The following is a 22,196-nucleotide window of genomic DNA, read 5'->3' on the forward strand; positions in this document are numbered from 1 at the left end:
CTACCGGGGCGCGGTTCTGCGGCGGTGCAGCTCGTCCACGAACAGGACTTGGTGGACGAGGCCGGAATGACTGCCGAACCTGGAACGGAGCCAGTCGCCGATTTCGTCGTAGCGACGGGCGGTGAGCGCCTTATCGCGCCAAGTCGGTTGGCAAAGGCGGCAATAGGCGTTTCGCACATGGACGTCGACCGGAACCGCCTCTCCATGCCCCAAGGCGAAGAGCGCGACGCAGTCCGCGAGCTTGGGCCCGATGCCAGGCAGGCGCACGAGCGCGGCATGGGCCTCTGCATAGGGGGCTTCGGCCAAGCCCCGCAGCCAGGCCGCGCCCCCAAGTTCGACCACGCGCTGCGCCACCAGCGGAATGGTCCGAGCCCGATAGCCGAAGGCCTCGGCGCGCAGGGCGCTTTCCGTGAGCGAGGCAAGTTGCGCTAGGCTCGGGAAGGCGTGCAAGGCGACTCCGTGGGGTGCGGCCAAGAACGGCCCGCGTCTGGCAAGCGACTCAACCATGGATGTGATTCGCGCAAGGTGGTTGTTTGCGGTGCAGAGGAAGCAGAAAAGGGTCTCGACGGCGTCGCTTGGCCGCATCAGCCTCAGTCCTCCCGTGGCTGCAAGAGCCTCCGCCAGGACAGGCAGGTGCGAAACCGCCTCCCGCCGAACCCTGTCTTGGTCCTCGCCCAGCGAAAAGAGCGCCCTGAAATCGCTCTCTGCCGCGTTCGACTCCACCGAGAGGCGCGGCCCGTCAGCCTGGACCGCGTACCAATTGCCCCCGTCCGCACCTACCCAAACGCCCGGCTTAGGCTCGCGCCACCGGAACACCTGGCCAGACGAAACGCACAACCCGAGGTCAAGGTCGGCCCTTTCGATCTCGAGTTCGAAGCGACAGGTCAGAGCGCCCCCTCGGGCAACATGGCGAGGAAGGTTTCCTCATCGATGACCTCTATGCCAAGTTTTTCCGCCTTCTCGAGTTTCGACCCGGCACCCGGGCCGGCGACGACGAGGGTCGTCGCCTTGCTGACGGAACTCGTGGCCTTGCCCCCTTGCCGCACGACCAAGGCTTCCGCATCGGCCCGGGCGAACCGTTCAAGACTGCCCGTGAAAACTACGACTTGTCCAGCGAAGAGCGTCCCGCTTGGAGCTTCGGCTTCGATTGGGCGTACACCCGCGGCAAGCAAGGCATCGAGCAGCCCTTGGCTCTCCGGCTGTTCCAGCCATTCTTCGATCTGGCTCGCCGTCAACGGGCCGATATCTGGCACGTTAAGTAGACGGTCGAAGGTCGCGTGCCGGAAGGCTTCAATGGAGCCGAAGGCCAAGGCGAGGTCATGGGCGGTGCGGGAACCGACTTGTGGAATTCCTAGCGCGAAGATAAATCGATCGAACGGACGCGTCTTGGAAGCCTCGATGGCAGTCAGGAGATTTGTAACACTTTGCTCCCCCATCCTTTCCAAATCGACCATCTCTGCGCGGCGCTCGTGCAAGTGGTAAATGCCGGGCACGTCTGCGAGCCACCCGAGCCCTAGAAACCTTTCGATCTGCTTGCTTCCAAGCCCTTCGACGTCCATGCCGCCGCGCGAGACGAAGTGTTCCAACTTGGCTTGGATCTGCGCGGGGCACCCGCGCTTGTTCGGGCAGCGGAGCGCCACCGCGCCTTCAGCGCGGACCAGCGGCGTCCGGCATGCGGGGCACTCGATGGGCGGGGTCGGGGGTCGAGCCTCGCTCGGCCGCTTCTCCAAGACTGGCCCCACGACTTCCGGGATGACATCGCCCGCACGCTGGACGATCACGGTGTCGCCCACACGAAGGTCCTTGCGGCTCAGCTCATCGTAGTTGTGCAAGGTCGCGCGGGTCACGGTAACACCGCCGACGAAGACCGGCCGAAGGACGGCCACGGGGGTGACGGTGCCCGTTCGGCCAACTTGGAGTTCAATGCCGTCCAACACGGTGAAGGCCTGCTCCGCAGGGAACTTCGCCGCAATGGCCCAGCGGGGACTGCGCGAGGTCCACCCGACTTCCTGCTGCAGGCGGACACTGTCCACTTTCACGACGAAGCCATCGATTCCGAATGGGAGGGCCTCGCGTTGCCCGCGGAGGGCATGGCCAAAGTCGATGACCTCTTGGATTCCGCGACAAATCCTCGCTTCTGGGCGGGTCGGGAATCCCTGCCCGGCCAGCCACGCCAACCGGCCGGATTGGGTGTCAGGCAATGCTTCCGGTCCCTCCGCCGCGCCGAACCCGTAGGCGAAAAACGAGAGCCGGCGCTCCGCCGTGAGCCGGCTATCCAATTGGCGTAGCCCTCCAGCCGCCGCGTTGCGCGGGTTGACAAAGGCTTCAAGGCCCCGTTCAACCCGGCTTGCGTTCAGCTTTGCGAAGACTGACTTGAACATAAGTGCCTCGCCCCGGATCTCCAGAACTCCGGGGTAGGGCTCCGGGAGCCGAAAGGGAATGCCCTGAACGGTCCGGATGTTCGCGGTCACGTCCTCGCCCGTGGTTCCGTCTCCACGCGTCGCCCCCACGGTCAAGTCCCCGTCGACATAAGTCAGGGAAATGGAGAGTCCGTCAAACTTTAGTTCTACAAAGTAGTCGATATCATCGGTGCGGTTGAGCAAACGCTTGATGCGCTCGTCGAACGCCACCAGGCTAGCGTCCTGGAAGGCGTTGTCGAGCGAGAGCATGGGCTCGCGGTGCTTGTGGGGATGAAACTTCTCGACCGGCGGCCCGCCGACCCTTTGAGTCGGGCTGTCAGGCGTGCGGAGGGACGGGTGCTCTTCTTCGAGCGCGACCAACTCGTGGAAGAGCCGGTCGTATTCATCGTCCGAAATCTGGGGCTTGTCCTCCAGATAGTAGAGCCGGTTATGCCGCTCGATCTCCTCTCGCAACCAGGCTGCGCGTTGCGCCGCTTCCACGAGCGGATTTTGCCCTAGCGGCCCAGGAGCCAAGGGAAACTTCGCCGGATGTCCTCGCGGAACGGTGCGATCCAGGCTTGGATGTGGCTCGGCAGGGCCTTCATTCCAAACATTGCGGCCAGCTGGAGCCATGTCCAAGCGTCGCGGCCCATCATGCCCGCCCGCGTCCAGAGGTCGCCCGGGTTGGATGCTTTCGGGGCCTTGCCGCCGCTTGCCGCAAGCTGTCCCTTAAGCGCGACCTTGAAAGTCGTGACAAGCTTTCGCTCCTTGTTCTCGCCTGAGCTCAGGTTCTTCGCCGTGCTCACGGCCGTGTTCCTCATTTCCGCGGACCGGGCGACCCCGTTCGCCAAATCGAGAACGACTGTACCGGAACCTGTCATTTTCGTTGTGACTTCGCTTACCGCGTCCTCGCGGTTCACAACCACTTCGAGCGCTTCGTTCTCCAGTACCGTATACTCCTGCTTTACTTCGACCTTTATCTCGGCTCCATTGTCGGTAAGGGCCACGGGAGTGCAGGTATACGTTAAGGGACTATCGCCGAAAGTCCGTACGAAAGTCCACGACTCACCGACTTCGAAACCCTCGGTCGGAAACTCCAAGGGGATATAGGTAATGTCCGGAAAACGTTTCACATCCAAGCCAGGGAGCCGGACGGGGAGTTTGCGGTCCGGAGCGTCGTTAGAAAGGATCTTGCCCTGTGGGGTGAGGCCCACGTTGGTCTTGGGGAAATAGTCGGTCACGTTGCTCAAGGTAAGGGGAAGCTTTGAGCCGTTGAACGTGAGGTCGAACGAGGTGATCTCGCTGGCCGCCTTAAGCATGCCCGGCTCAGCTTTCGCCCCCGTCACTTTGACGCCCATCTTGACGTCCACGACCCCTTCGTTACCGCCTAAGACGGGTAGAAAACCTTCAAACTGGACGTTTACGTCGTAGTCAACTTTTGTGTTCGGACCAAAGGAGTAGGCGAACGGGGCGAGGGCGACGGCGGCTAAGAAAACGGGCATTGATAGAACGTAGACGCTGCAGAGCAGCCTGACGCTCGCTGCGGCCTAGGCCTCGGCGAGCTGACGGTGGCGCAAAGGAACCGAAGGCAGCCGAAGCCCGGTGTCGTCGCTCGTGCTGACCCGAAGGAGCTTCATGACCGCGATCTTGATGGCCCCTGCGAGAGGGTAGGCGACGAGCATGCCGGGTAGGCCGAAAAGCGCGCTGGCGGCAAAGACCACGAATACACCGAGAAGGGGATTCAGCTTCACGGCACGCCCAACAATGTTTGGCGTGATGATTGTGTCGTAGGCAGTGCCGACAAGGAACATCACTGTGAGGATCGCGAGGCCATATTGCCACGGCTCGCTGAAGGAGAACCAGCTCCCTTCCGTGCCGGTCTGTCCGCCGATGACAAGCACGATAAAGACGATGATAGAGCTGATGATGTTGCCAATGATCGGGATGAGGTAAAGGGTGCCGACCACGACGCCTAGGACGAAATAATAGTCGACGCCTAACACGTAGAGCACCGTCGTCATGACCGTGGCGTAGAGCATAACGTTCAGGATAAGGCCCCGAATGTAGTTCTTAAAGACGGCTACGATCTGGCCGACCGTTTCGACTGTCCCGGCGCGGATGGAAGGTGGGACATAACTAGCCAGTTTCGCGCGCAACCGATCCATGTCCATCAACATGAAGAACACAAAGATCGGCGTTAATGAAAGCAGGAACAATTGGCCGAAGATGCTGAAGATCGAGGCGAATCCGCCCGTCAAGAACCGTTGTGCAGTCTCCAGCAAACGTTCCCGGTTTGGAACGATATACTTGTCAATCAGCCCCTGCCGCGTCGTCGGCAGGTCGAACTGCCGAAGCACCTCTTCGTTTCGGACAAGGAACTTGTCGACTTCGGCAAAGGTCTTGTCAGGAGACTGACTCTGCAATTCATCCCACTGTCTGGCCCCTTCGGAGTAAAGCACGGCCGCTTGGGTCGCGACGAAGGGCGCGGCGGAAACGATGGCCAGGCCGAGCACCGCGTAAAAGGAGATCGTGAGGACGCCGGCGGCAAGGGGAGAGGGGAGGCCGATGCGTCGCAACCCCTTCGCCAAGGGCTCGAGCATCACCGCGATAAGGCCCGAGAGGATGAAGGGAAGGAGCACACCCCTGACGGCCCAAAGGAAAAAGACCGCCGTCACGACGACGGCAATCCAAATCCCTATGCGCCACCAGTTCAAAGAGCGCTCCCTCGCCTCTTCGACAACGCCTTATGCGCCGATTTCTTCGTGGCCGTGGGTCAGCTTCTTAGAGCGCTGCTCGGCAATCCACTCTTCGGTCTTGCCTTTCAGGTCCTTGAGCCGATCGGCGAGTTGTTCGCGAGTCTCGGTGCCCGCCTTCGGGGCGAACAGCAGGCCAGCCACCGCGCCCAGGAGCGCACCAAGGCCAAATCCGGCCAGCAGGTAGACCAATGCGTTCTTATCGTCGTTACCGTTCATAGTTTTTTTGATCCTTAGCTCTTTGGCGCCGGCAGTGCAGGCGCCGCCTTCTTCTGGTGCAAGTATGACCCAACCAGGCGCGAGCCGACAGCGACAAGGGTCGCCAACCATCCGCGCGAACGGTATTTTTTGAACGCTTCGAAAGCCGCCGCGAAGGGTTCCTCGCCTCGGCGGGCCTGGGCCGCCTGCACAGCGGCGAGACGGGTCTCGATCGACTTCATATCGCTCTGGAGGCCGTCAAGCCGCTTTTCCAAGCCCTTGACGCTCGACTTGAGCTCGTTGACCATGCGCATCGCCGCGCCCACGACCAGCATAAGCAGGGCGAGGAGCACGACGACCACCCAAAGGAGGACCGTCTCCATAGTTACTATTCTGAACGACTGCCCAAGGCCGATGGGGCGGGCCTGTGCTTAGAGGCTGTCAAGGGGCTGTCCCGCATGTGGGGCCGCAGTATTCAACGAGGACACGGGTGAGACTGCGCGATCGTTCCGCCCGCGACCACGGTCATCCCGCGGTACGCGACCGCGATCTGGCCGGGAGTCACGGCGTTCACGGGCCTATCGAAGACGAGGCGAGCCGCATTGGCTGACGCCGCATCGGTGCCAGCGTGGCTTGAGCCTGCGAAGAGCCAGGCGTCGCGGGGCTCCATCATGTGGCGGATCTTCGCCTTCACCCGCATCGGCATCGCCTCGGGGGGGAAGGCGCTCCAGGCGACGTCGGTGACCGAAACTTCGCGCTGGCCGAGGTCTCCTTCATCCCCGAGCGTCACGCGGCGGGTGACGGGATCGATGCCGATGACGTAGAGGGGGCGCCCGGCCGCGATGCCGAGACCCCTCCGCTGGCCGATTGTGAAGTCCGCCACTCCCCCGTGCCGGCCGATCACCTGGCCCCCCACGCCCACCAACTCGCCTTCTTCGAACATTTCCGGCTTGGCCCGTCGCAAGAACTCACGGTATCCGCCCACCTCGCTGACGAAGCAGATCTCCTGCGAATCCGGCTTGTCCGCAACGGGGAGTCCGAGTTCGCGCGCCATCCGGCGCGTCTCCGTCTTGTCAGGCACCTCGCCCAGCGGGAACCAGACTGATTCGAGTTGCGCCTGGGTCATGGCATAGAGCACGTAGCTCTGGTCCTTCGCCGCGCCTCGCGCCCGCATCAACCTCTGCCGCCCCTGGATCCTGCGGATGCGGGCGTAGTGCCCCGTCGCCAAGACGTCGCACCCCAGCTCGCGCGACTTCGCAAGCAGCGCGTCGAACTTCACCTTTCGGTTGCAGGTGACGCAGGGGTTTGGCGTGCGCCCCCTGCCGTATTCCTCGATGAACTCGTCGATGACGGCCTCCTTGAAGGCGTCCTTGAAGTCGACGACGTAGTGGGGGATGCCCAGCATCCGGGCGGAACGGCGGGCGTCCTCGACCGCGCCGAGCGAACAGCAACCAGAATGGCGCGGGTCGCGCTGGCTCTCCTGCCAGATCTGCATGGTCACGCCGACGACGTCGTGGCCGCGGCGCACGAGCATCCCCGCCACGACCGCGCTGTCCACCCCGCCGGACATCGCGACGCAGACCGTCCGTCGCCGCGGCACCTACTTGCCCTCGATCAGCGAGAGGTAAGGCTCTTCCTTGAGCAGGGCTTCCAGCCGGGATATGGTCACGACCTTCGGTTCCGCGCCCTTGGCCAGGACGATGAAGGTCGGGGTCCCGCCGAGGTCGATCTGCTTGGAGAGGTTCAGGTCTGCGACGACGGAGGTCGCCTCAGGCGAATCCGACTGCATGGCGGCGCGGACCCCTTCCTCGTCCAGCCCCATCTCGGTGGCGATCTGGATCAAGCCCTCGGGAGACTTGACGCGGAACTCGTTCGCTTCCGAGAAGCAGGCGCCCAGGTACTGCCAGAACTTGCCGGACTTGGCTGCATACTCGGCGGCGACGGCCGCGTGCATGCTGGTCTCGTGCCCGGCGTGTTCCACCAGTGGAACGTGGCGGAAGGCGATGCGGATGCGGCCTTTGCCCTCGCGGAAGATCTGCTCGATGACCGGGGCAGCTCGACGGCAGGCGGGGCAGTTGACGTCGGCGAACTCGATGATCGTGACCGGTGCGTCGGCCGTGCCCTTCATCCTGGATTCGCCCGGGAGCAGCTCCTCGATGGTAATGCCCTGCAGGTTCACCCCCTTCACGATGTCCTCCGCCTTGGCGTTGAGGTACGCGCTATAGCCCCCCAGAGAGCCGAGGGCGAGGATCATGCCGCCCGCCGTCGCCATCATGTCCTGGCGCCCGCCCCGCCCTTCCGGCACAGGCATCTGCGACATCACGAGGGTCGCGAAGAATATGGCCGTCATGATGCCCGCCGAGGCCAGGCACCAAAGGCAGGTGGCCTGGATGACCGCGATCGAGGTGTAGACGAAGTACATGCTGGCCATGAAGCCAAAGCTGGCGACCACGAGCCCGGCTTGCGAGAGCGGCTTCCACATGTTCGGCGGGCCGAACGAGCGTGCCGCGGCCAATCCGGCCAGGAGAAGGTAGCCGATAAGGCCGACAAGGGCGACAGGAACCCCGAACCACGCCGCAGTCGGGTGCATGGCGACCGTGTCGCAACCTCCGGTGGTGCCGCAAGGAAGCGACTTGCCGAAGACGTGGGAAAAGCTCAGGGCGCCCGCGACGAAGACGCCGGCCCAGGAAAGGAACGCGACCACTCGGTTCACCATCGCGGCCGACCCGGAAGCCTTGACCGCCCCAGCTTCGGTAACAGTGCTCATCAGACTAAAGTATACGGCTCCGCAAAGCCTGGTTATGCTGACCAATTGCCAGCCGCCCCAGTTCCCGCGTCCCAAAGCGTCTTGCGAGGACGGCCCGCGCGAACCCTAATGGTATCCTTTTAGGTTCAGCCGAATGGCCGCCCTCCTCCAGCCCGGCATCCTTCCGAAGCGCAACAAAACCGTGCGCGGCACGTACTTCGTGCAGACCTGGGGGTGCCAGATGAATGAGGAGGACAGCGAACAGATCGCGCTCTACCTGGAGAACCTTGGCCTCGCCCGGGCCGAGAGCCCCCGCGAGGCACACGTGGTCGTGCTGAACACCTGCAGCGTCCGCAAGAAGCCGGAGGACAAGGCGTTCAGCTTCCTCGGATTCCTGCGCGAGATCAAGGCCTCGCGGCCTGAGATGGTGGTGGGGGTGGCGGGGTGCATGGCCCAGCTCCGCGCCGACGAGATCCGACAGCGCAATCCCCACGTGGACTTCGTCGTGGGCACCGCCCAGGTGAGCGCCATCCCCGGCCTCGTCGAGCAAGCCCTCCAGCAGAAGCGTTTCGAGAAGCGACTGGATCTCCCCGAGCGAAAGGGGGCGGTCGTCACCGACATTCCCCAGCGCCAGATCGAACGACGCGGCAAGCTCAAGGCGTTCGTGCCGATCCAGTACGGCTGCGACAAGTTCTGCACGTTTTGCATCGTGCCGACCACCCGCGGCCGCGAACGGTCAAGGCCGACCCAGCACATCGTCGAGGAGGTCCGCCGCCTCGCCGAGCTCGGAACCCGCGAGGTCACGCTGCTCGGCCAGACCGTCAACTCCTATGGCAAGAACCTGGCCGAGGGGAACGTGCCGTTCTCGACGCTCCTGCGCCTGCTCGCGGGCATTCCCGGCCTGGAGCGCATCCGCTACACGTCCCCCTACCCGCGCGACTTCAAGCACGACCTCATTGAGACGATCCGCGCAGTCCCCGAGGTCATGGAGCACTGTCACATGCCGCTCCAGGCGGGCGACGACGGGTTGCTGAAGCGCATGAAGAGGCTCTACACGGTCGAGTCCTATGCCGCGATCGTCGCGGAACTCAGGGCGGCTGTGCCCGGGATCGGCCTCACCACCGACATCATCGTCGGCTTCCCCGGCGAGACCGACCTGGAGTTCCAGGCCACCTTGGACGCGATGGAGCGGTTCCAGTTCGACGGGGCGTACATGTTCAAGTACAGCCCCCGCCCCGGCACCCCCGCCGCCGAGATGGAACAGGTCGACCCCCTGGTCGCCAAGACGAGGCTGGACAAGCTGATCGAGGTGCAGACCGCCATCACCTGTGCCCGCAACGCCGCACTCGTGGGACAATCGTTCGAGGTGCTGGTCGAGGGCCCGACCCCCAAGAACCCCTCCCTCATTCAAGGCTACTCCCGCTGCTTTCGCATGCTCCACTTCCCGGCGAAGCCGGAGTGGGTCGGCGAGTTGGTCACGGTACGGGCGACTGAGGGCCACCTTTGGGGATTGAGCGGTACGGCGTAGGGGAAGCTCCGTGGTAGCCGCAGGCTGTCGGCCCATGCGGCAGCAATGGGTCGATCCCTGCGGGCGGGAAAGGTGAGTCGCGGGACGCAGGGATCCTCCGGACAGCCTGCCACCCTCTCCTTCGGCGAAGGAGAGGGTCGGTGAGCGAAGCGAACCGGGGTGAGGTTTCCCGGTTCGGGGTTGCGCAAGCTCTAAGCGAGCCCTTTAGGTCCCCACCGCCGGGGAAACCTCACCCCCAACCCCCTCTCCTTCGCAGGAGGAGAGGGGGCTCCGGACTGCGTCCCGCGCAAGACCGGGCCGATCTGGCCCCCCGGCTGATCCTATGGATCTGGGCCACGGGGCCAGCTGGTCATCCCCTCTTTAACTCCCTAGAAACTCCCCAGAAACTCCCCAGAAGCTCCCCAGAAACCGGGTTTCTGGGGAGTTTCTGGGGAGTTGGAGGCCGCTTTCTGGAGGGGTCACGCCCACCCCCCACCGCCGGGGAAACCTCACCCCCCAACCCGCTTGCCGAAGCTGGCCCCCGGCCAGAGCCGCGGCCATGCTTTGCGTTCGTCACGATTTGGGCCACCGGTTACGGGGTGTCCGATGCTCAGCAGTCCCGTGGGCCTTGCCTTGCTGACTTAGCTGCCCCACCAGACAACTGCGGTACGCGCGGATTTTGCCCGGTTTTATTCGCTAATGCTTGCGCAACGAGGGGCTGGGGGGCTAAAGTCTAACTTGTGAGGGCAGTAAGAACTCTTAGTAGACACACCTTGGCGAGGTGCGTTGCGGCATTATTCCTTTTTGCCCTCGGCGTTCCAGCTCGTGCTGACTTCCTTTACGGACTTTCTACAAGCCGTGAACTGGTCAAGATCGATCTGGACACCTATTCAGTCGAGGTTGTTGGAAACCTGGGCAAAGGGGCTGCGGTGCAAGGCTTGTTTTAGGGCCCCGCCAACGGCCTGTACGCGGTTGGCAACAAGTCCGCCTTCTATTTACTTGACCAAAGGACTGGTCGGGCCAAGGAGATAGGGATCGCATGGGATCCGGAAGTAGCACAGTGGCCTACGATCTAACCAAGAACCAGTACATGGGGATCGCGTCCCCCAGCTTCTGTGAAGTTGACCCTGCCGATGGCTCGGTAGTGCGGATGTTTACCGGTCAGTCTATCTACCGCCATCTTCTTTTCGTCCCTGAGATTGGATTGGTGACATCCTCACAATTCGGTGACCTTTACCGAGTCGATTGGGACGCAACGTTTACCTTCTTGGTAAGTCCTGGGGTCATTTATGATTCATTGGCCTTTGACCCGGTTCGAAGAGTCGTCTGGGGCGAAAGGAACAATCGCCTTGTTAAACTCGAACCTTATAACGGATGGAGAGAGACCGAGGTCAAGCGACCATTCCCGACAATGTGGGCCCTTGCCTATTCGTCGCCCCTTCCCTCAAGAGCTAGGAAGTAGAACACGACCGGGCTACTCGCCAAACTGATCCATTTAGCGCGGCAAACGAGTCGGAGCGGTAGAACGGCTGACGGAGACGACCGCGTCGAAGCGGTCGGCGGGCACGAACGTGAGCACGCCACCGTTCTCTGGCTCGGCCGCGGCTAGCGGCTCGCGGAAGGCACTGGTCGTCGCGAACCAGGCCTCGCCTTCGGCGGGGAACTTAGAGGGGAGCCCGTCGGGTGCTGCGGGGAGAGGGCGAACCGCGCGCTCCCAGTGAGCGTAGAACTCGCCCTCCCGCGCGAACAGACCAATGGCGTAAGTCTTCGCCCCGAGTTTATCGCGTAAAGTATCGCCCAAGATTCGATACCCCAGGCCACGGCCAATATGGCCATTGTGCGCCCAGACAACCGCACGCCCCTTGCCCAAACCAGCAAGGGTTCGCTCGGCCATAATCTGGTCGCGAAGCGCCATCCTCTCTACGAGCGGAGTGTCGGGTCTGTAATTCCAATAACGTCGGAGATCCTTCACGGCCTGACGAAGAGTGGAAGACGCGACTCTCTCGGCAGTCTTGAAGCGGATCGAGCCCAACTTTTTGTCAAAGTCCTTGAGCCATTCGAGATAAGAATCGCGCGCTTTGTTGAATTCTTCTGGCTGGTCGGTCTTGCCAAGGAACTGGTACCCTTCGCCTAGCCGTTTTGCTGCCTCTTCGGCAAGGCTGGGCTCGTACGGCTTGATGAGGTCTGAGACTAGCGTGAGCACCGCGTCGGAAGAGAATTGCGGATCCATCCCCAGGACCCGTAGTTTGGGTCGCGACTTGATATAGGTGAAGAGGGGCAGCGCTTCCTTCCAACAGAAATTGTCGAACACCGTGCTCTCCATAAGTTCACGGTCGCTTAACCCATTCCGCTGCGCCATGGCAAGGTTCGTCTCCAACGCCCCGCTCTCTAAAATGAGGGTGTCGTAACCCAACTCATCGTGAAGAAACTTCACGAGACGGGTCTTCAATAAGTAGAACTCAGCCGTGCCATGGGTCGCTTCGCCCAACTGCACGAGAGACTTGCCTCGCAATTCTTGCCTTAAGAAGCCAAGGTCGGCGTAGTCGTCGCCTTCCAGCGCCACATGTTGGGCGACCAAGGTTTGCCCTATGGCGATCGCGGCGAGCCACGTCATTTAGCGGCATCCTACCTGGCCGATAGCCTGATCCCCTGTGTCGGATTGCCTGGTCCGGCTGCTCCAGAGACGGGCCGGGGGAGATTGCCCCGTAAGACGGTTCTTGCCCGGATCCGACATGGCGGCTAAGGCCAATATAATGAGGGCATGGCCAAAATCCTGATCGCCTATGCCACCAGCTATGGCCAGACGGCAAAGATCGCGGCGAAGATCGCCGATTGGGCCAACGCGCGGGGCCATGAGGCGGTGCTCTTCGACACGGGCGCCCGCAATCCGGAACCGGATTTGACCGGTTTCGACGCCATCGTGCTGGCGGGATCGATCGTGCAGGCCCGGCACCAAACGTCCTTGGTGTCCTGGGCAAAGCGCAACGCCTCCGCCTCAAAGGAGCGGCCGTCGCTGTTCCTCTCCGTGAGCATGTCCGCCCACGGCACCGAGCCCCGCCACCGCCAAGACGTTGCGAAGTGCATACGCGGGTTCTTGGAGGAGACGGGTTGGTGCCCGACGCTCTCGCTGCCGGTCGCGGGGGCGCTCGCCTACCGCAAGTACGGCTGGCTGATCCGGCTCATGATGCGGAGGATCGTGGCGAAAGAGGGCGGCGACACCGACACCTCCCGCGACTACGAGTACACCGACTGGGCGAAGCTGGAAGGGGACTTCGACGCCTTCCTCCGCGCGCTCCCGGAGGGCGCCCCCAGCCTCGCAGAGCCGGCCGCGACCCAGTAGCGGGGGCTCGCGGGGCCGAAGCCGGTCCCCCCCCCCTTGCCCAAGCCTGGGGGGGGGGAGAGGCGTCAACGGGTTCTTGGCGGAGACGGGTAGGGGCCTGACGCTCTGCCTGCCGGCCTCCCCTCCCCCTTGCCCCCTCCCCAAGCCTGGGGAGGGGGAGAGGCGTCAACGGTTCTTGGCGGAGACGGGTAGGAGCCCGACGCTCTGCCTGCCGGCCTCCCCTCCCCCTTGCCCCCTCCCCAAGCCTGGGAAGGGGGGGGCGGGCGCTTGGAGGAGACGGGTAGGAGCCCGACGCTCTGCGTGCCGGCCTCCCCTCCCCCTTGCCCCCTCCCCAAGCCTGGCGAGGGGGGGGAGGCGTCAAGGGGTTCTTGGAGGAGACGGGTTGGAGCCCGACGCTCTGCCTGCCGGTCTCCCCTCCCCCCTGCCCCCTCCCCAAGACTGGGGAGGGGGAGGGGCGTCAAAGGGTTCTTGGAGGAGACGGGTTTGGGCCTGACGCTCTCCCTGCCGGGCTCCCCTCCCCCTTGCCCCCTCCCCAAGCCTGGGGAGGGGGGAGAGGCGTCACAGGGCTTGGAGGAGACGGGTAGGAGCCCGACGCTCTGCCTGCCGGCCTCCCCTCCCCCTTGCCCCCTCCCCAAGCCTGGGGAGGGGGGAGAGGCGTCACAGGTAGCCGCGGCGCTTGAAGACCGCGATCACGACCAGGCTCGCGACCACCATGCTGACGAGCGCAAGGGGGTACCCGTAGCGGAGCTGCAGCTCCGGCATGTATTGAAAGTTCATGCCATAGATCCCGGCGATTAGGGAGCTGACCATGAGCAGGGTCGAGACCACGGTCAAAGTCCGCATCACCTCGTTCAGCCGGTTGCTCACGAGCCCGATCTGCGCGTCCATGATAGACGTCAAGATGTCGCGCCCAAGGTCAATGTTCTCGCTTAAGCGCATGCAATGGTTGTAGACGTCGTTAAACGCTAAGATCTGGTCTTTCGGCACAAGCGGTTCGCCATAGCGGACTAACGCGTTGATATTATCGCGGACGGGGGCGATCTGCTTTCGCATGACGAGCAAGTCCCGTTTCAGCGCGAGCGCAGGGCCGGGTTGCACCCGCGCCTGCTCGAAGACGGTGTCCTCCAAGTCCTCGATCTTCTCGTGGAAGGTGTCCAGCACCGGGAAATAGCCGTCGACGAGGGCGTCCAACAGGCTGTGCAAGAGGGTGCCCTGGTCTGGGCCGACGTCGTCGGTGTCCTCGATCCAATCCTGGAAGACCTCGTCCACCACTGGCACCGGTTCCCGCGTGAGCGTCACGATCCGGCGAGCAGAGGCGAAGACGGCGACCGGCTGATAGACAGGCTCGGAGGCGTAAAAGTGGGTGGCCGTCAGCATGAACCCGAAGACACCGTTGCGGCGTTCAATCCCGGCGCGCATGTGGCCGCTGAGGGCGTCCTCGATCGTCAGTGGGCAGAGATCGACCAGGGTCCGCGCGACTTCGGGCAGGTGGTCGAGGTCGCTTGCGACCGCGTTCACCCAGAGCAGCGCGTCCGGATCGACCTGGTCGCCCGGCAGGGCCAGCGGTCTTGCCTCCAACCCCACGAGCTGCGCCGCGCGTACGGAGCCGACCAAAGCCTCTGCCATCCTCAAACTTCTAGACGAGCCGACCGGTCGAAACGAGCCGGGCGTCCACCGAGTGGCAAGCCCTGGGCCCCCGGGCTCGTCGGCCAAATCTGGTGGAACCAAGCTGAGAGGGCGGCGGTATTGCTGACAGGTTAGGACAATGAACAAACCTCGTCGAACGATGATTACTGCCCTTGGTGTAGTCGGCCTTGGGAGCGCCTTTGCGATCGCCTTTGCCCAGACCGCGCCTCCTGCACCCGCGCAAGACCCGGTGCCGCCGCTTGCGGCACTCTCGGTCGCCCCTAGCGCGCAACAGGAGAAGAAGGTTTCGGTCAGCAAGACCGACGTGAGCGGCAGCGAACTCATCAAATGGCTTAAGGACCAAGGTGTGTCCTTTGCCGCGGAGACCGGCGGTTTCGACAAGGGCAGATATTCGGTGAACATCGTGAACCGACCCTTGAGCGAAGCGGTCGAAGCCATCGCCGAAATCCTGGGGATGAGCGTCAACAAGCACGGAGGGGTTTACACGCTAAAGCCCGGGTTCGCGTTCGGGACGAAGTCCATCGCCCCCGACATGAAGAACTTCACCTTTGACACGAAGGAACTTCAGAAGTCCATGGAGAAGCTGCGGGCCATGCCCGAGCTCAAAGAGTTCAAGGGTCTAGAAAGGATGCCAGAACTTAAAGAACTGGAGAAGCTGCGGGCGATGCCGGAGCTGAAAGAGCTGGACCCTGAGGCCCGCAAGGCGTTGGAAGAGGCCCTGGGCTCGGTGCGAGGCCTTAAGTTGGAAGACCTGAAACCTGGCGTGACGCCGTTAAGGGTCAAGCTCGGACCCGAGAACATGTCGCGCCTCCTGGATAGCCTAACGCCAGAGCAGAAGAAGCTTAACGAAGAGCAAGGCTTCTTGAAGTACGACGACCTTACGCCGCAACAGCGCGAGTTGCTGGGCGGAAGCGACTTCAGTTCGATCACCTACGAATCGCCGAAAGGCAAAGTCACTATTAAGAAGTGACCATCGCCCGAACCCCCTCAACCGTGAAGGGGGAGGGGGATTAAGCCGGCGGAGGAGAGTTTTGCTGCCTGAGCTCGGCGATTCGCTCCTCGACGTCCTTCTTTTTGAGTCCGAAGAAGCCCGCCTTAATACCATACTTCTTTATGCCGCCCAAAGCGAACTGTTGCATCACAATATAGCCGATAAGACCGCAACAAAGCGCGGAATTGAGGCCCATGAGCAAACTTGCCAAAAGCGCACTATAGGAGGGCCAGCCAAGGCCATTCGCGATGCGAGCGTTGGGCTTGAAAGTGAGGAATGCGACGATGATCCCAACGGCCGCGCTCCCCGCGAGCTGGATCCCTAACTGGTCTTTCTCCTCGACGCTGCGAACGGCAAGGTTCAATGCGACGACCATGACCACATTGACGATGAACACGGTGTTAAGCCCGAAGAAACCGTCTGCCAGCGACTTCAGCCTATCGGGGTCAAGGGTTTCGCGCGGGTAAGCGACGTAGCCAGGGGGCGGGGCGCCTGCCATAGGGCGGACTATAGTCCATCCCCGGCCCACGCTGCAACCTAGCGGCTTGGCCATTCGCACGTCTTCTCCACGCTTTGTCGTCCGGTCGTCGTCCGATTGTCGTCCGATTGTCGTCCGATCGCGATGGGACGACGATGCGGCGACGAAGGGCCGACCAAGGGCTTCCAAAACGGGCACGCTAAATGGGACGGCCGCGACGTGCGACGCAGTCCGGAGCCCCCTCTCCTCCTGCGAAGGAGAGGGGGTTGGGGGTGAGGTTTGACCGGCCCTCGGACGCGAAAGCCCCGGGTGACAGAAGTCCGTGGAGAAAGCTATTGCGGGGCGTGTAAGATTTAGGCTCCATGAAAGCTGCCCCTTGGGCGGTCGGGTTCGCGGTCCTCGCCGGGTGCCAGAACACCCAAATGGTGGTCGGCAAGTGGAAGGCGGAAGGCGGCAGCGACCTCCCAGACACCACCCTCGCCATCGAGTTTAAGCCGGACGGCACCTTCCGATCGGACTCAGAATCTTGGTCGGGCAGCGGCCAGACCGTCCAAACCTTGTGGGGCACGTGGACTCTTGAAGGCGACACGCTTGTGCTGGAGCATAAGAAGGTGGGGTGGGCTTTCCCTGGAGACAAGCGCCGAGAGGAGAGGTTGCGCAGGGAGCGAAGCGAGGCCGACCGCCAAGTCCTGGAAATGGCGGATTTGAACGGCCGTTGGAAGCTGGAATGGCACAACGAGAGCCAGTTCGCGGTCTCCCTTCCCATGGGCCGCTTTCTTTGGAAACGGCAGTGAGCCAAAGGATTGCTTGACTATTGGCTCAACCTTGCCTAGGGCCGAGGGACGCAGGCAACCATGATACGGCATGTCCGAAACGACAGGAAAAGAAGAATTCATGCCGGCGAAGCCGGGCGCGGAGCACGAGTGGCTCGGACGAATGGTGGGCGACTGGACCTTCACCAGCGAGTCCCAGATGCCCGACGGCTCCACGGTCATCGGCAAGGGCACCGAAACGGTGCGCTCCCTGCACGGGATGTGGTTCATCACGGAAGGGAAGGGCGGCATGGCGGAGGGCGACGATATGGCTTACATTTCCGTACTTGGCTACGACCAGAACAAGGGGGCGTACGTGGGCTCCTGGAGCGGCTCGCCCACTTCCCACATGTTCATCTATGAGGGCCAGCGCTGCCAGGAAGGCGACTGCCTGCCCCTGAAGAGCACCGGCCCGGACTTTAGCGACCCGTCCAAGACGGTGGAATACATCGACCGTATCGATTGGATCGACGAAGACACGCGGACGCTCACTTCGCTGCTGCCGGGCCCGGACGGCGCGCTCATCGAGTTCATGAAGGCGACCTATAAGAGGAGTTGACCTGCGGCGAAGGGGGACTGGAGCTCGCCGAGAGCAGCCGGCCCCCCTTTTAGCCCTGGTGAAAACACGAGAAACAATCGGCTTTTGCAGGTTTAACACTCCCTTAATCTCAAATCGACCTGCTCGCGACAATGGGATCGTACGCCGCTCCTGATGATGGGCCGGCCGACGAAGTCAGCTATGCGACACATCACGATCCTTTCCCTTGCGGCAGTCGCCGCCAGTTCGTTTGCCCAGTTCAGCGCGGGCAACCTCGCCGTCGCCGTCGTGGGTGACGGCCAGACCCCGACGTCCGGCAACCTCGGCATTTCTGTCCGCCAGTTCACGACCGCGGGTAGCCAGGTCGGCAGCGACCTCAGCCTGATCAACCTCTCGGGCGGCCGCAACATCACGACGACCTACGGTGAGACGAGCGAAGCCAACATCACCCTGAGCGGCGACGGTCGGTTCTTCATGCTCGGCGGCTATGACCTCTCGGTCCGCAACGCCGGTTTCAACACGATCAACTCTGACCGCGCCGTGGCCCGCATCGACATGAACGGCGGCGTCGATGTCAGCACTGCCTTCAAGCCGGCTTCTGGCGACGGCGTTCGCGCGGTCTATTCTGCAGACGGCACCGACTATATCGCCACCGGCGGCGACATGGGCCTGCTCCGCGGCAGCTTCCCGGGCGCGCCCACCCAGGTCGTCTCGGGCTTCACCAGCAGCCGCACAGTCAAGGCTTTCGGCAGCGGCTTCATGTTCAACGGCTCGAACGCCTTCCAGGGCGGTAACGGCTTCGCCTTCTTCGACGGCACGAACGTGACGGAGCTCTTCGGGACGCCGAACGGCGCGAGCGCCCGCGACTTCGAGGTTGTCAACAGCACGACGCTCTATCTCGCCACGAGCTCCGCCAACACCGGCCTCGTGAAGATGACCTTCGACGGCAGCGCCTGGGTTCAGTCCTACGGCCTGACGGGCACGGCCCTCTCCGGCGTCGCTTTCGACGGCAACTCGGTCTACGCCACCTCGTCGGACGGCACCCGCCTCATGGTCTCGACGGACACGGGCAGCGGCTTCACCGCGTGGTCGACCCTTGCCACGGCCTCGGCCAACACCCGCTTCCGCGGCGTGGAAGTCGTTCCCGAGCCGGGCACGATGATCGCCCTCGGCGCGGGCGTCGCCGCCCTCGCCTCTCGCCGCCGCCGCAAGTAAGGCGTCTCCGCTGTCAACGCCTCCCCCCGTGGGGTGGGGGAGGGTTGGCCAAAGCAGGCGAAAACCCGGACTGTCTTCTTGACGGGCCGGGTTTTTCCTTTGATCAGCGCGGAGCGTCCGGGAAGTCGCGGTAGAGCCCGCTCTTGTAGTTTGTCACGCGCCTGTAGACCTCGGCGTGCAACGCCTCGACCTCTGGGTGCCGCGAGGCCGCGGTGTGGAACGCATCGTCCGCCTGGGTCAGGTTCTTGAACTCGATCGTCACGTGCCATTCGCCCAAGGCCTCTGGGCCAAAGCCAAACTTGCGCCGGGAGAGCCGATACCCCTCGATCTCACCCCGCTCCTGCAGGAAACCGAGCCACCCCCGGATCGCTTCGACAAACTCGACGTCTCGCACCCCCGGCGCGAGATCGACCCAAATCTCGTAAAGGTCCACGCCCGAATCATAGCTCCGGTGCCCCCTCTCCCCCGGAGGGGCGAGGGGGAGTAAACTCCGACCACAATGCCTGACGTCGTCGTCCTCTCCGGGGTCCGCACCCCCATTGGCGCATTCCAGGGCGCTTTCGCGCCGCTTACCGCACCCCAACTCGGCGCGATCGCCATCAGGGCCGCGCTCGAGAAGGCGGGCGTCAGCCCCGACCAGGTCGACGAGGTGCTTATGGGCTGCGTTCTGCAGGGCGGGCTCGGCCAGGCCCCCGCTCGGCAGGCCGCCAAGGGGGCGGGCGTCCCCGACAGCGTGCCCTGCACCACCGTCAACAAGGTCTGTGGCAGCGGGATGAAGACGGTCATGATGGCGGCCCAGGCGATCAAGGCAGGCGACGCCCAGGTCGTGGTCGCGGGCGGAATGGAGTCGATGACCAACGCGCCCTACGCCATGCCTGCCGCGCGCGCTGGCTTCCGCCTGGGCCACGCCCAAGCGCTCGACCTCATGATCCATGACGGCCTGTGGGACCCCTATAACGACAAGCACATGGGCATGTGCGGCGACGCCTGCGCCAGCACCGAGAACTTTAGCCGTGAGGAGCTTGACGCCTATGCCGCCGAGAGCTACCAACGCGCCCTGCGCGCCCAAGAAGAGGGCCGGCTGGGCGAGGAGATCGTTCCCGTCCCCGTGCCCCAGCGCAAAGGCGACCCGCTCATGGTGACTGAGGACGAGGAGCCGAAGCGCGGCAACCCGGCCAAGCTGCCGGAGCTCCGCCCCGCCTTCAATAAGGACGGCGTCACCACCGCCGGCAACGCGAGCAGCCTCAACGACGGCGCCGCCGCCATGGTCGTCGCCTCGGCCGAATGGGCTAGCGCCCAAGGGCTGAGCCCGATCGGACAGGTCAAGGCCTATGTGCAGTACGCCCACGCGCCCGAGTGGTTCACCACGGCACCGGCCCATGCCATCGAGCGGCTGCTGGAGAAGGCAGGCCTCACCCTGGACCAGATCGACCTCTTCGAGATCAACGAGGCGTTCTCGGTCGTGCCCTTGTACGCGGCCCGCAAACTCGGCATCCCCCAGGCCAAGCTGAACGTGAACGGCGGCGCGGTCTCCCTCGGCCACCCCATTGGCATGTCCGGCACCCGGCTGCTGATGACGGCTTTGCACGAGCTCCGCCGCCGCCGAGGCAAGTACGCCATCGCTACGCCGTGTATCGGTGGTGGTGAGGCTACGGCGGTTCTGTTGACGGCTTAGCCAGTTTGCTTCTGAATTGCCGTTGGCGGGCGGGTGGCTTGGCCGTCTTGGCGACCCCGGGCGCCCCGTTCGTCGCCCCATCGTCGGCCCTTCGTGATCGGACGACAATCGGACGACAATCGGACGACGACCGGACGACAAGACTTGGGAAACAAGGGAGTGCGAAGGCTCGCGCTCGCTGGGGATGGGCCGCGCCGAGTCTGGCGCAGACCGTGCCACCCCACCCAAGACCGCAAAGTGCCGCTTCGCCATACTCAGGGCATGACCTGGGAGAAAACGCTTCAGGAGCTTCGAGAAGAGCTTGCCGTCCACGAGGCCTACCCGTGTGTGACCCTCACGATGCCCTCTGCCCGTAGCATGCCCGCGAACGCGGAGGATCCCATCCGGCTCAAGAACCTGCTCACCGAGGCGAAGAACCGGCTCAACGACGAGCTTGGCAAACGCCCCGCCAAGGGCACCCTGGAAAACCTCGAACGCGCCGCGGACTCGGTCGACCACGACCGCAACCTAGAGGGCATCGCCATCTTCGCCAACGAGACCCTGGAAGTCGTCTTTAAGACCCGCTTCCCGCTTCCTGAGAAGCTGACGATCGACGAGCGGTTCTCTCTGCGTCCGATCCTCCGCGCCGAGCGCCGGGCCGAACCCTACTCCCTGCTGGTCCTCTCGTTGCAGGATGCCCTGCTCTTCGAGGGGAGCCGCGACGACCTTTACGAAGTGAGGGGCCACGGCTTTCCCGCCGAGAACAAGGGGCCGGGAGGGGCGAGCAAGGTGCCAGGCGGAATTGGGGTCGACTCCACCGCCGCAGTTGACGAGTCGCGCCTGCGGTTCGTTCGCGAGTGCCTTGAGAAGGCGGCCGCCCTCCCGGGACTGCCGAGCAAGATCATTTTGGCTGGCACCGAGGAAGTTCTTTCGGCGGCCCAGAGCCACGTCCCTGCTTCGTTGGAGCTTGTCGCGACATTAGCAGGGAACCTGACCGAAGAGAACCCGGCCGCCCTCGGCAAGCGGGCCTTTGAGGCCCTGCGGAACGCCAGGCGCGAGATGGCGCAAGAACTGTTAGGCAGGCTCGACTCGGCACGAGGCGCTCAGAAATGGGAGGCCGGTGTCCAAACGCTCGCCCCTCTCGCCTTGGACGGCCGCATCGAACTCCTCGTCTGCGGGTTCGACTACGCCGTGCCAGGAAAATTCGACGAGGGCGCCCGGACGATGAACCTCATCGAGGTGCCCGGGGACTGGAACGATAGCGACGACGCCGTCGAATGGATCGTCCAGAGAGTGGTGCAGAGCGGCGGTACGGTGCGGTTCGTCGAGGACGAGCTCCTCGGCGAGGCACCTATGCAAGCCATCCTCCGATACTGAAAGGCCGCGAGAATCGGACGCTCGGCGAGGTATGCCTGAAGCTCTCGCCGAGCGCCGTGGGGCGGTGTAGGCGTCAGCCTGCGCCGTTGCCGTTCCGGTTTCGGTGGGCGAGGGTGCGTCCGACCTCTGCGCCCTTGTCCGCCGAGCAGTGGTCCAGCGCATCGCCCAAGGAAATGACGCCGCTCAACGTACCCTTCTCGTCGCAAACCACGAGCCGGCCGATCTGGGCTTCGCCCATCATGGCGAGCGCCTCGTCGACTTCGCAGTCGTCGCAGATCGTGCGGGCGGGGCTGGTCATCGCCCGGCTGACCGGGGCAGTCGGCGGGATTCCGGCGGCGAAGGCGCGGACAGTGATGTCCCGGTCCGTCAAAACCCCGACCGGTTGATTGTCCCGGTCCACGACCGGCAGCATGCCGATACCTTCGTTCCGCATGATCTGGGCGGCTTGGCCGAGCTGCGTTTCTGGGTCTACGGAAAAGACGTTCTTCGAGATAACGTTATTGAGTTGCATAGAAAGTTCTCCTATCTCCATTGACGATGC

General features: G+C 63.5%; 21 protein-coding genes. 8 read left to right on the forward strand and 13 right to left on the reverse strand.

Annotated features, from left to right (window positions below; genetic code table 11):
• The 8 genes from KF733_06230 to KF733_06265 form a co-directional block, all read right to left on the reverse strand.
• The gene (locus tag KF733_06230) at positions 1 to 816 is read right to left on the reverse strand and encodes a hypothetical protein (GenBank protein QYK57077.1); all 816 of its coding nucleotides are present in this window, start codon (positions 814 to 816) and stop codon (positions 1 to 3) included.
• A gap of 68 nt (positions 817 to 884) precedes the next feature.
• Positions 885 to 2,900 carry an NAD-dependent DNA ligase LigA gene (ligA, locus tag KF733_06235; GenBank protein QYK57078.1) on the reverse strand — a complete coding sequence of 672 codons (2,016 nt, stop codon included), beginning with the start codon at positions 2,898 to 2,900 and terminating at the stop codon, positions 885 to 887.
• Positions 2,901 to 2,914: 14 nt separating this feature from the next.
• Positions 2,915 to 3,901: a hypothetical protein gene (locus KF733_06240; GenBank protein ID QYK57079.1), complete on the reverse strand. Its 987-nt coding sequence runs from the start codon at positions 3,899 to 3,901 to the stop codon at positions 2,915 to 2,917.
• A 45-nt stretch (positions 3,902 to 3,946) separates the two neighbouring features.
• Positions 3,947 to 5,074 (reverse strand): AI-2E family transporter, encoded by a 1,128-nt coding sequence (locus tag KF733_06245; GenBank protein QYK57080.1) that lies wholly within the window; start codon positions 5,072 to 5,074, stop codon positions 3,947 to 3,949.
• Between the two features lie 69 nt (positions 5,075 to 5,143).
• Entirely contained in the window at positions 5,144 to 5,371 is a 228-nt protein-coding gene (locus KF733_06250) for a YtxH domain-containing protein (protein ID QYK57081.1), read from the reverse strand.
• 14 nt (positions 5,372 to 5,385) lie between these two features.
• On the reverse strand, positions 5,386 to 5,733 hold the full coding sequence (locus KF733_06255) for a hypothetical protein (GenBank protein ID QYK57082.1): 348 nt from the start codon (positions 5,731 to 5,733) through the stop codon (positions 5,386 to 5,388).
• A 92-nt stretch (positions 5,734 to 5,825) separates the two neighbouring features.
• Positions 5,826 to 6,950 (reverse strand): tRNA 2-thiouridine(34) synthase MnmA, encoded by a 1,125-nt coding sequence (mnmA, locus tag KF733_06260; GenBank protein QYK57083.1) that lies wholly within the window; start codon positions 6,948 to 6,950, stop codon positions 5,826 to 5,828.
• Complete coding sequence (locus KF733_06265) at positions 6,951 to 8,117, reverse strand: vitamin K epoxide reductase family protein (GenBank protein ID QYK57084.1); 1,167 nt, start codon at positions 8,115 to 8,117, stop codon at positions 6,951 to 6,953.
• A gap of 133 nt (positions 8,118 to 8,250) precedes the next feature.
• On the opposite strand from KF733_06265, the gene miaB reads away from it, so the two are divergent.
• Positions 8,251 to 9,624 (forward strand): tRNA (N6-isopentenyl adenosine(37)-C2)-methylthiotransferase MiaB, encoded by a 1,374-nt coding sequence (gene miaB / locus KF733_06270; GenBank protein ID QYK57085.1) that lies wholly within the window; start codon positions 8,251 to 8,253, stop codon positions 9,622 to 9,624.
• Between the two features lie 1,474 nt (positions 9,625 to 11,098).
• On the opposite strand, the gene KF733_06275 is transcribed toward miaB, so the two are convergent.
• Entirely contained in the window at positions 11,099 to 12,217 is a 1,119-nt protein-coding gene (locus KF733_06275) for an erythromycin esterase family protein (GenBank protein QYK57086.1), read from the reverse strand.
• 147 nt (positions 12,218 to 12,364) lie between these two features.
• On the opposite strand from KF733_06275, the gene KF733_06280 reads away from it, so the two are divergent.
• Positions 12,365 to 12,943 carry a hypothetical protein gene (locus KF733_06280; GenBank protein QYK57087.1) on the forward strand — a complete coding sequence of 193 codons (579 nt, stop codon included), beginning with the start codon at positions 12,365 to 12,367 and terminating at the stop codon, positions 12,941 to 12,943.
• 657 nt (positions 12,944 to 13,600) lie between these two features.
• Here KF733_06280 and corA read toward each other — a convergent pair.
• Positions 13,601 to 14,569: a magnesium/cobalt transporter CorA gene (corA, locus tag KF733_06285; protein QYK57088.1), complete on the reverse strand. Its 969-nt coding sequence runs from the start codon at positions 14,567 to 14,569 to the stop codon at positions 13,601 to 13,603.
• Positions 14,570 to 14,708: 139 nt separating this feature from the next.
• Between corA and KF733_06290 the strand changes: the two genes are divergently transcribed.
• Positions 14,709 to 15,560: a hypothetical protein gene (locus KF733_06290; GenBank protein ID QYK57089.1), complete on the forward strand. Its 852-nt coding sequence runs from the start codon at positions 14,709 to 14,711 to the stop codon at positions 15,558 to 15,560.
• A 40-nt stretch (positions 15,561 to 15,600) separates the two neighbouring features.
• Here KF733_06290 and KF733_06295 read toward each other — a convergent pair whose 3' ends face one another.
• The gene (locus KF733_06295; GenBank protein ID QYK57090.1) at positions 15,601 to 16,080 is read right to left on the reverse strand and encodes a hypothetical protein; all 480 of its coding nucleotides are present in this window, start codon (positions 16,078 to 16,080) and stop codon (positions 15,601 to 15,603) included.
• A 341-nt stretch (positions 16,081 to 16,421) separates the two neighbouring features.
• Here KF733_06295 and KF733_06300 point away from each other — a divergent pair, with 341 nt between their 5' ends.
• From KF733_06300 to KF733_06310, 3 genes are all read left to right on the forward strand, one after another.
• A complete protein-coding gene (locus KF733_06300; GenBank protein ID QYK57091.1) occupies positions 16,422 to 16,853 on the forward strand; it encodes a hypothetical protein in 432 nt (143 codons plus the stop codon).
• Positions 16,854 to 16,923: 70 nt separating this feature from the next.
• A complete protein-coding gene (locus KF733_06305; protein ID QYK57092.1) occupies positions 16,924 to 17,430 on the forward strand; it encodes a DUF1579 domain-containing protein in 507 nt (168 codons plus the stop codon).
• A 180-nt stretch (positions 17,431 to 17,610) separates the two neighbouring features.
• Positions 17,611 to 18,624 (forward strand): PEP-CTERM sorting domain-containing protein, encoded by a 1,014-nt coding sequence (locus KF733_06310; protein ID QYK57093.1) that lies wholly within the window; start codon positions 17,611 to 17,613, stop codon positions 18,622 to 18,624.
• 103 nt (positions 18,625 to 18,727) lie between these two features.
• Here KF733_06310 and KF733_06315 read toward each other — a convergent pair whose 3' ends face one another.
• Complete coding sequence (locus KF733_06315; GenBank protein ID QYK57094.1) at positions 18,728 to 19,057, reverse strand: hypothetical protein; 330 nt, start codon at positions 19,055 to 19,057, stop codon at positions 18,728 to 18,730.
• Between the two features lie 66 nt (positions 19,058 to 19,123).
• Between KF733_06315 and KF733_06320 the strand changes: the two genes are divergently transcribed.
• Positions 19,124 to 20,299 (forward strand): thiolase family protein, encoded by a 1,176-nt coding sequence (locus KF733_06320; protein ID QYK57095.1) that lies wholly within the window; start codon positions 19,124 to 19,126, stop codon positions 20,297 to 20,299.
• A 261-nt stretch (positions 20,300 to 20,560) separates the two neighbouring features.
• Complete coding sequence (locus KF733_06325; GenBank protein ID QYK57096.1) at positions 20,561 to 21,655, forward strand: hypothetical protein; 1,095 nt, start codon at positions 20,561 to 20,563, stop codon at positions 21,653 to 21,655.
• Positions 21,656 to 21,728: 73 nt separating this feature from the next.
• Here the strand turns inward: KF733_06325 and KF733_06330 are convergent, their stop codons facing one another.
• Entirely contained in the window at positions 21,729 to 22,166 is a 438-nt protein-coding gene (locus KF733_06330) for a CBS domain-containing protein (protein ID QYK57097.1), read from the reverse strand.
• Positions 22,167 to 22,196 lie beyond the last annotated feature (30 nt).

This window comes from Fimbriimonadaceae bacterium (assembly GCA_019454125.1).
Taxonomy (GTDB): Bacteria; Armatimonadota; Fimbriimonadia; order Fimbriimonadales; family Fimbriimonadaceae; genus JALHNM01.

Excerpts from the sequence above, each read along its gene's own strand:
- KF733_06280 (QYK57087.1), top strand. The coding sequence starts at position 12,365 with ATGGCCAAAATCCTGATCGCCTATGCCACCAGCTATGGCCAGACGGCA.
- KF733_06265 (QYK57084.1), bottom strand. The coding sequence starts at position 8,117 with ATGAGCACTGTTACCGAAGCTGGGGCGGTCAAGGCTTCCGGGTCGGCC.
- KF733_06325 (QYK57096.1), top strand. The coding sequence starts at position 20,561 with ATGACCTGGGAGAAAACGCTTCAGGAGCTTCGAGAAGAGCTTGCCGTC.
- KF733_06240 (QYK57079.1), bottom strand. The coding sequence starts at position 3,901 with ATGCCCGTTTTCTTAGCCGCCGTCGCCCTCGCCCCGTTCGCCTACTCC.
- KF733_06330 (QYK57097.1), bottom strand. The coding sequence starts at position 22,166 with ATGCAACTCAATAACGTTATCTCGAAGAACGTCTTTTCCGTAGACCCA.
- KF733_06320 (QYK57095.1), top strand. The coding sequence starts at position 19,124 with ATGCCTGACGTCGTCGTCCTCTCCGGGGTCCGCACCCCCATTGGCGCA.
- KF733_06250 (QYK57081.1), bottom strand. The coding sequence starts at position 5,371 with ATGAACGGTAACGACGATAAGAACGCATTGGTCTACCTGCTGGCCGGA.
- KF733_06255 (QYK57082.1), bottom strand. The coding sequence starts at position 5,733 with ATGGAGACGGTCCTCCTTTGGGTGGTCGTCGTGCTCCTCGCCCTGCTT.
- corA (QYK57088.1), bottom strand. The coding sequence starts at position 14,569 with ATGGCAGAGGCTTTGGTCGGCTCCGTACGCGCGGCGCAGCTCGTGGGG.
- KF733_06300 (QYK57091.1), top strand. The coding sequence starts at position 16,422 with ATGAAAGCTGCCCCTTGGGCGGTCGGGTTCGCGGTCCTCGCCGGGTGC.
- KF733_06275 (QYK57086.1), bottom strand. The coding sequence starts at position 12,217 with ATGACGTGGCTCGCCGCGATCGCCATAGGGCAAACCTTGGTCGCCCAA.
- KF733_06305 (QYK57092.1), top strand. The coding sequence starts at position 16,924 with ATGTCCGAAACGACAGGAAAAGAAGAATTCATGCCGGCGAAGCCGGGC.
- miaB (QYK57085.1), top strand. The coding sequence starts at position 8,251 with ATGGCCGCCCTCCTCCAGCCCGGCATCCTTCCGAAGCGCAACAAAACC.
- KF733_06310 (QYK57093.1), top strand. The coding sequence starts at position 17,611 with ATGCGACACATCACGATCCTTTCCCTTGCGGCAGTCGCCGCCAGTTCG.
- KF733_06290 (QYK57089.1), top strand. The coding sequence starts at position 14,709 with ATGAACAAACCTCGTCGAACGATGATTACTGCCCTTGGTGTAGTCGGC.
- KF733_06295 (QYK57090.1), bottom strand. The coding sequence starts at position 16,080 with ATGGCAGGCGCCCCGCCCCCTGGCTACGTCGCTTACCCGCGCGAAACC.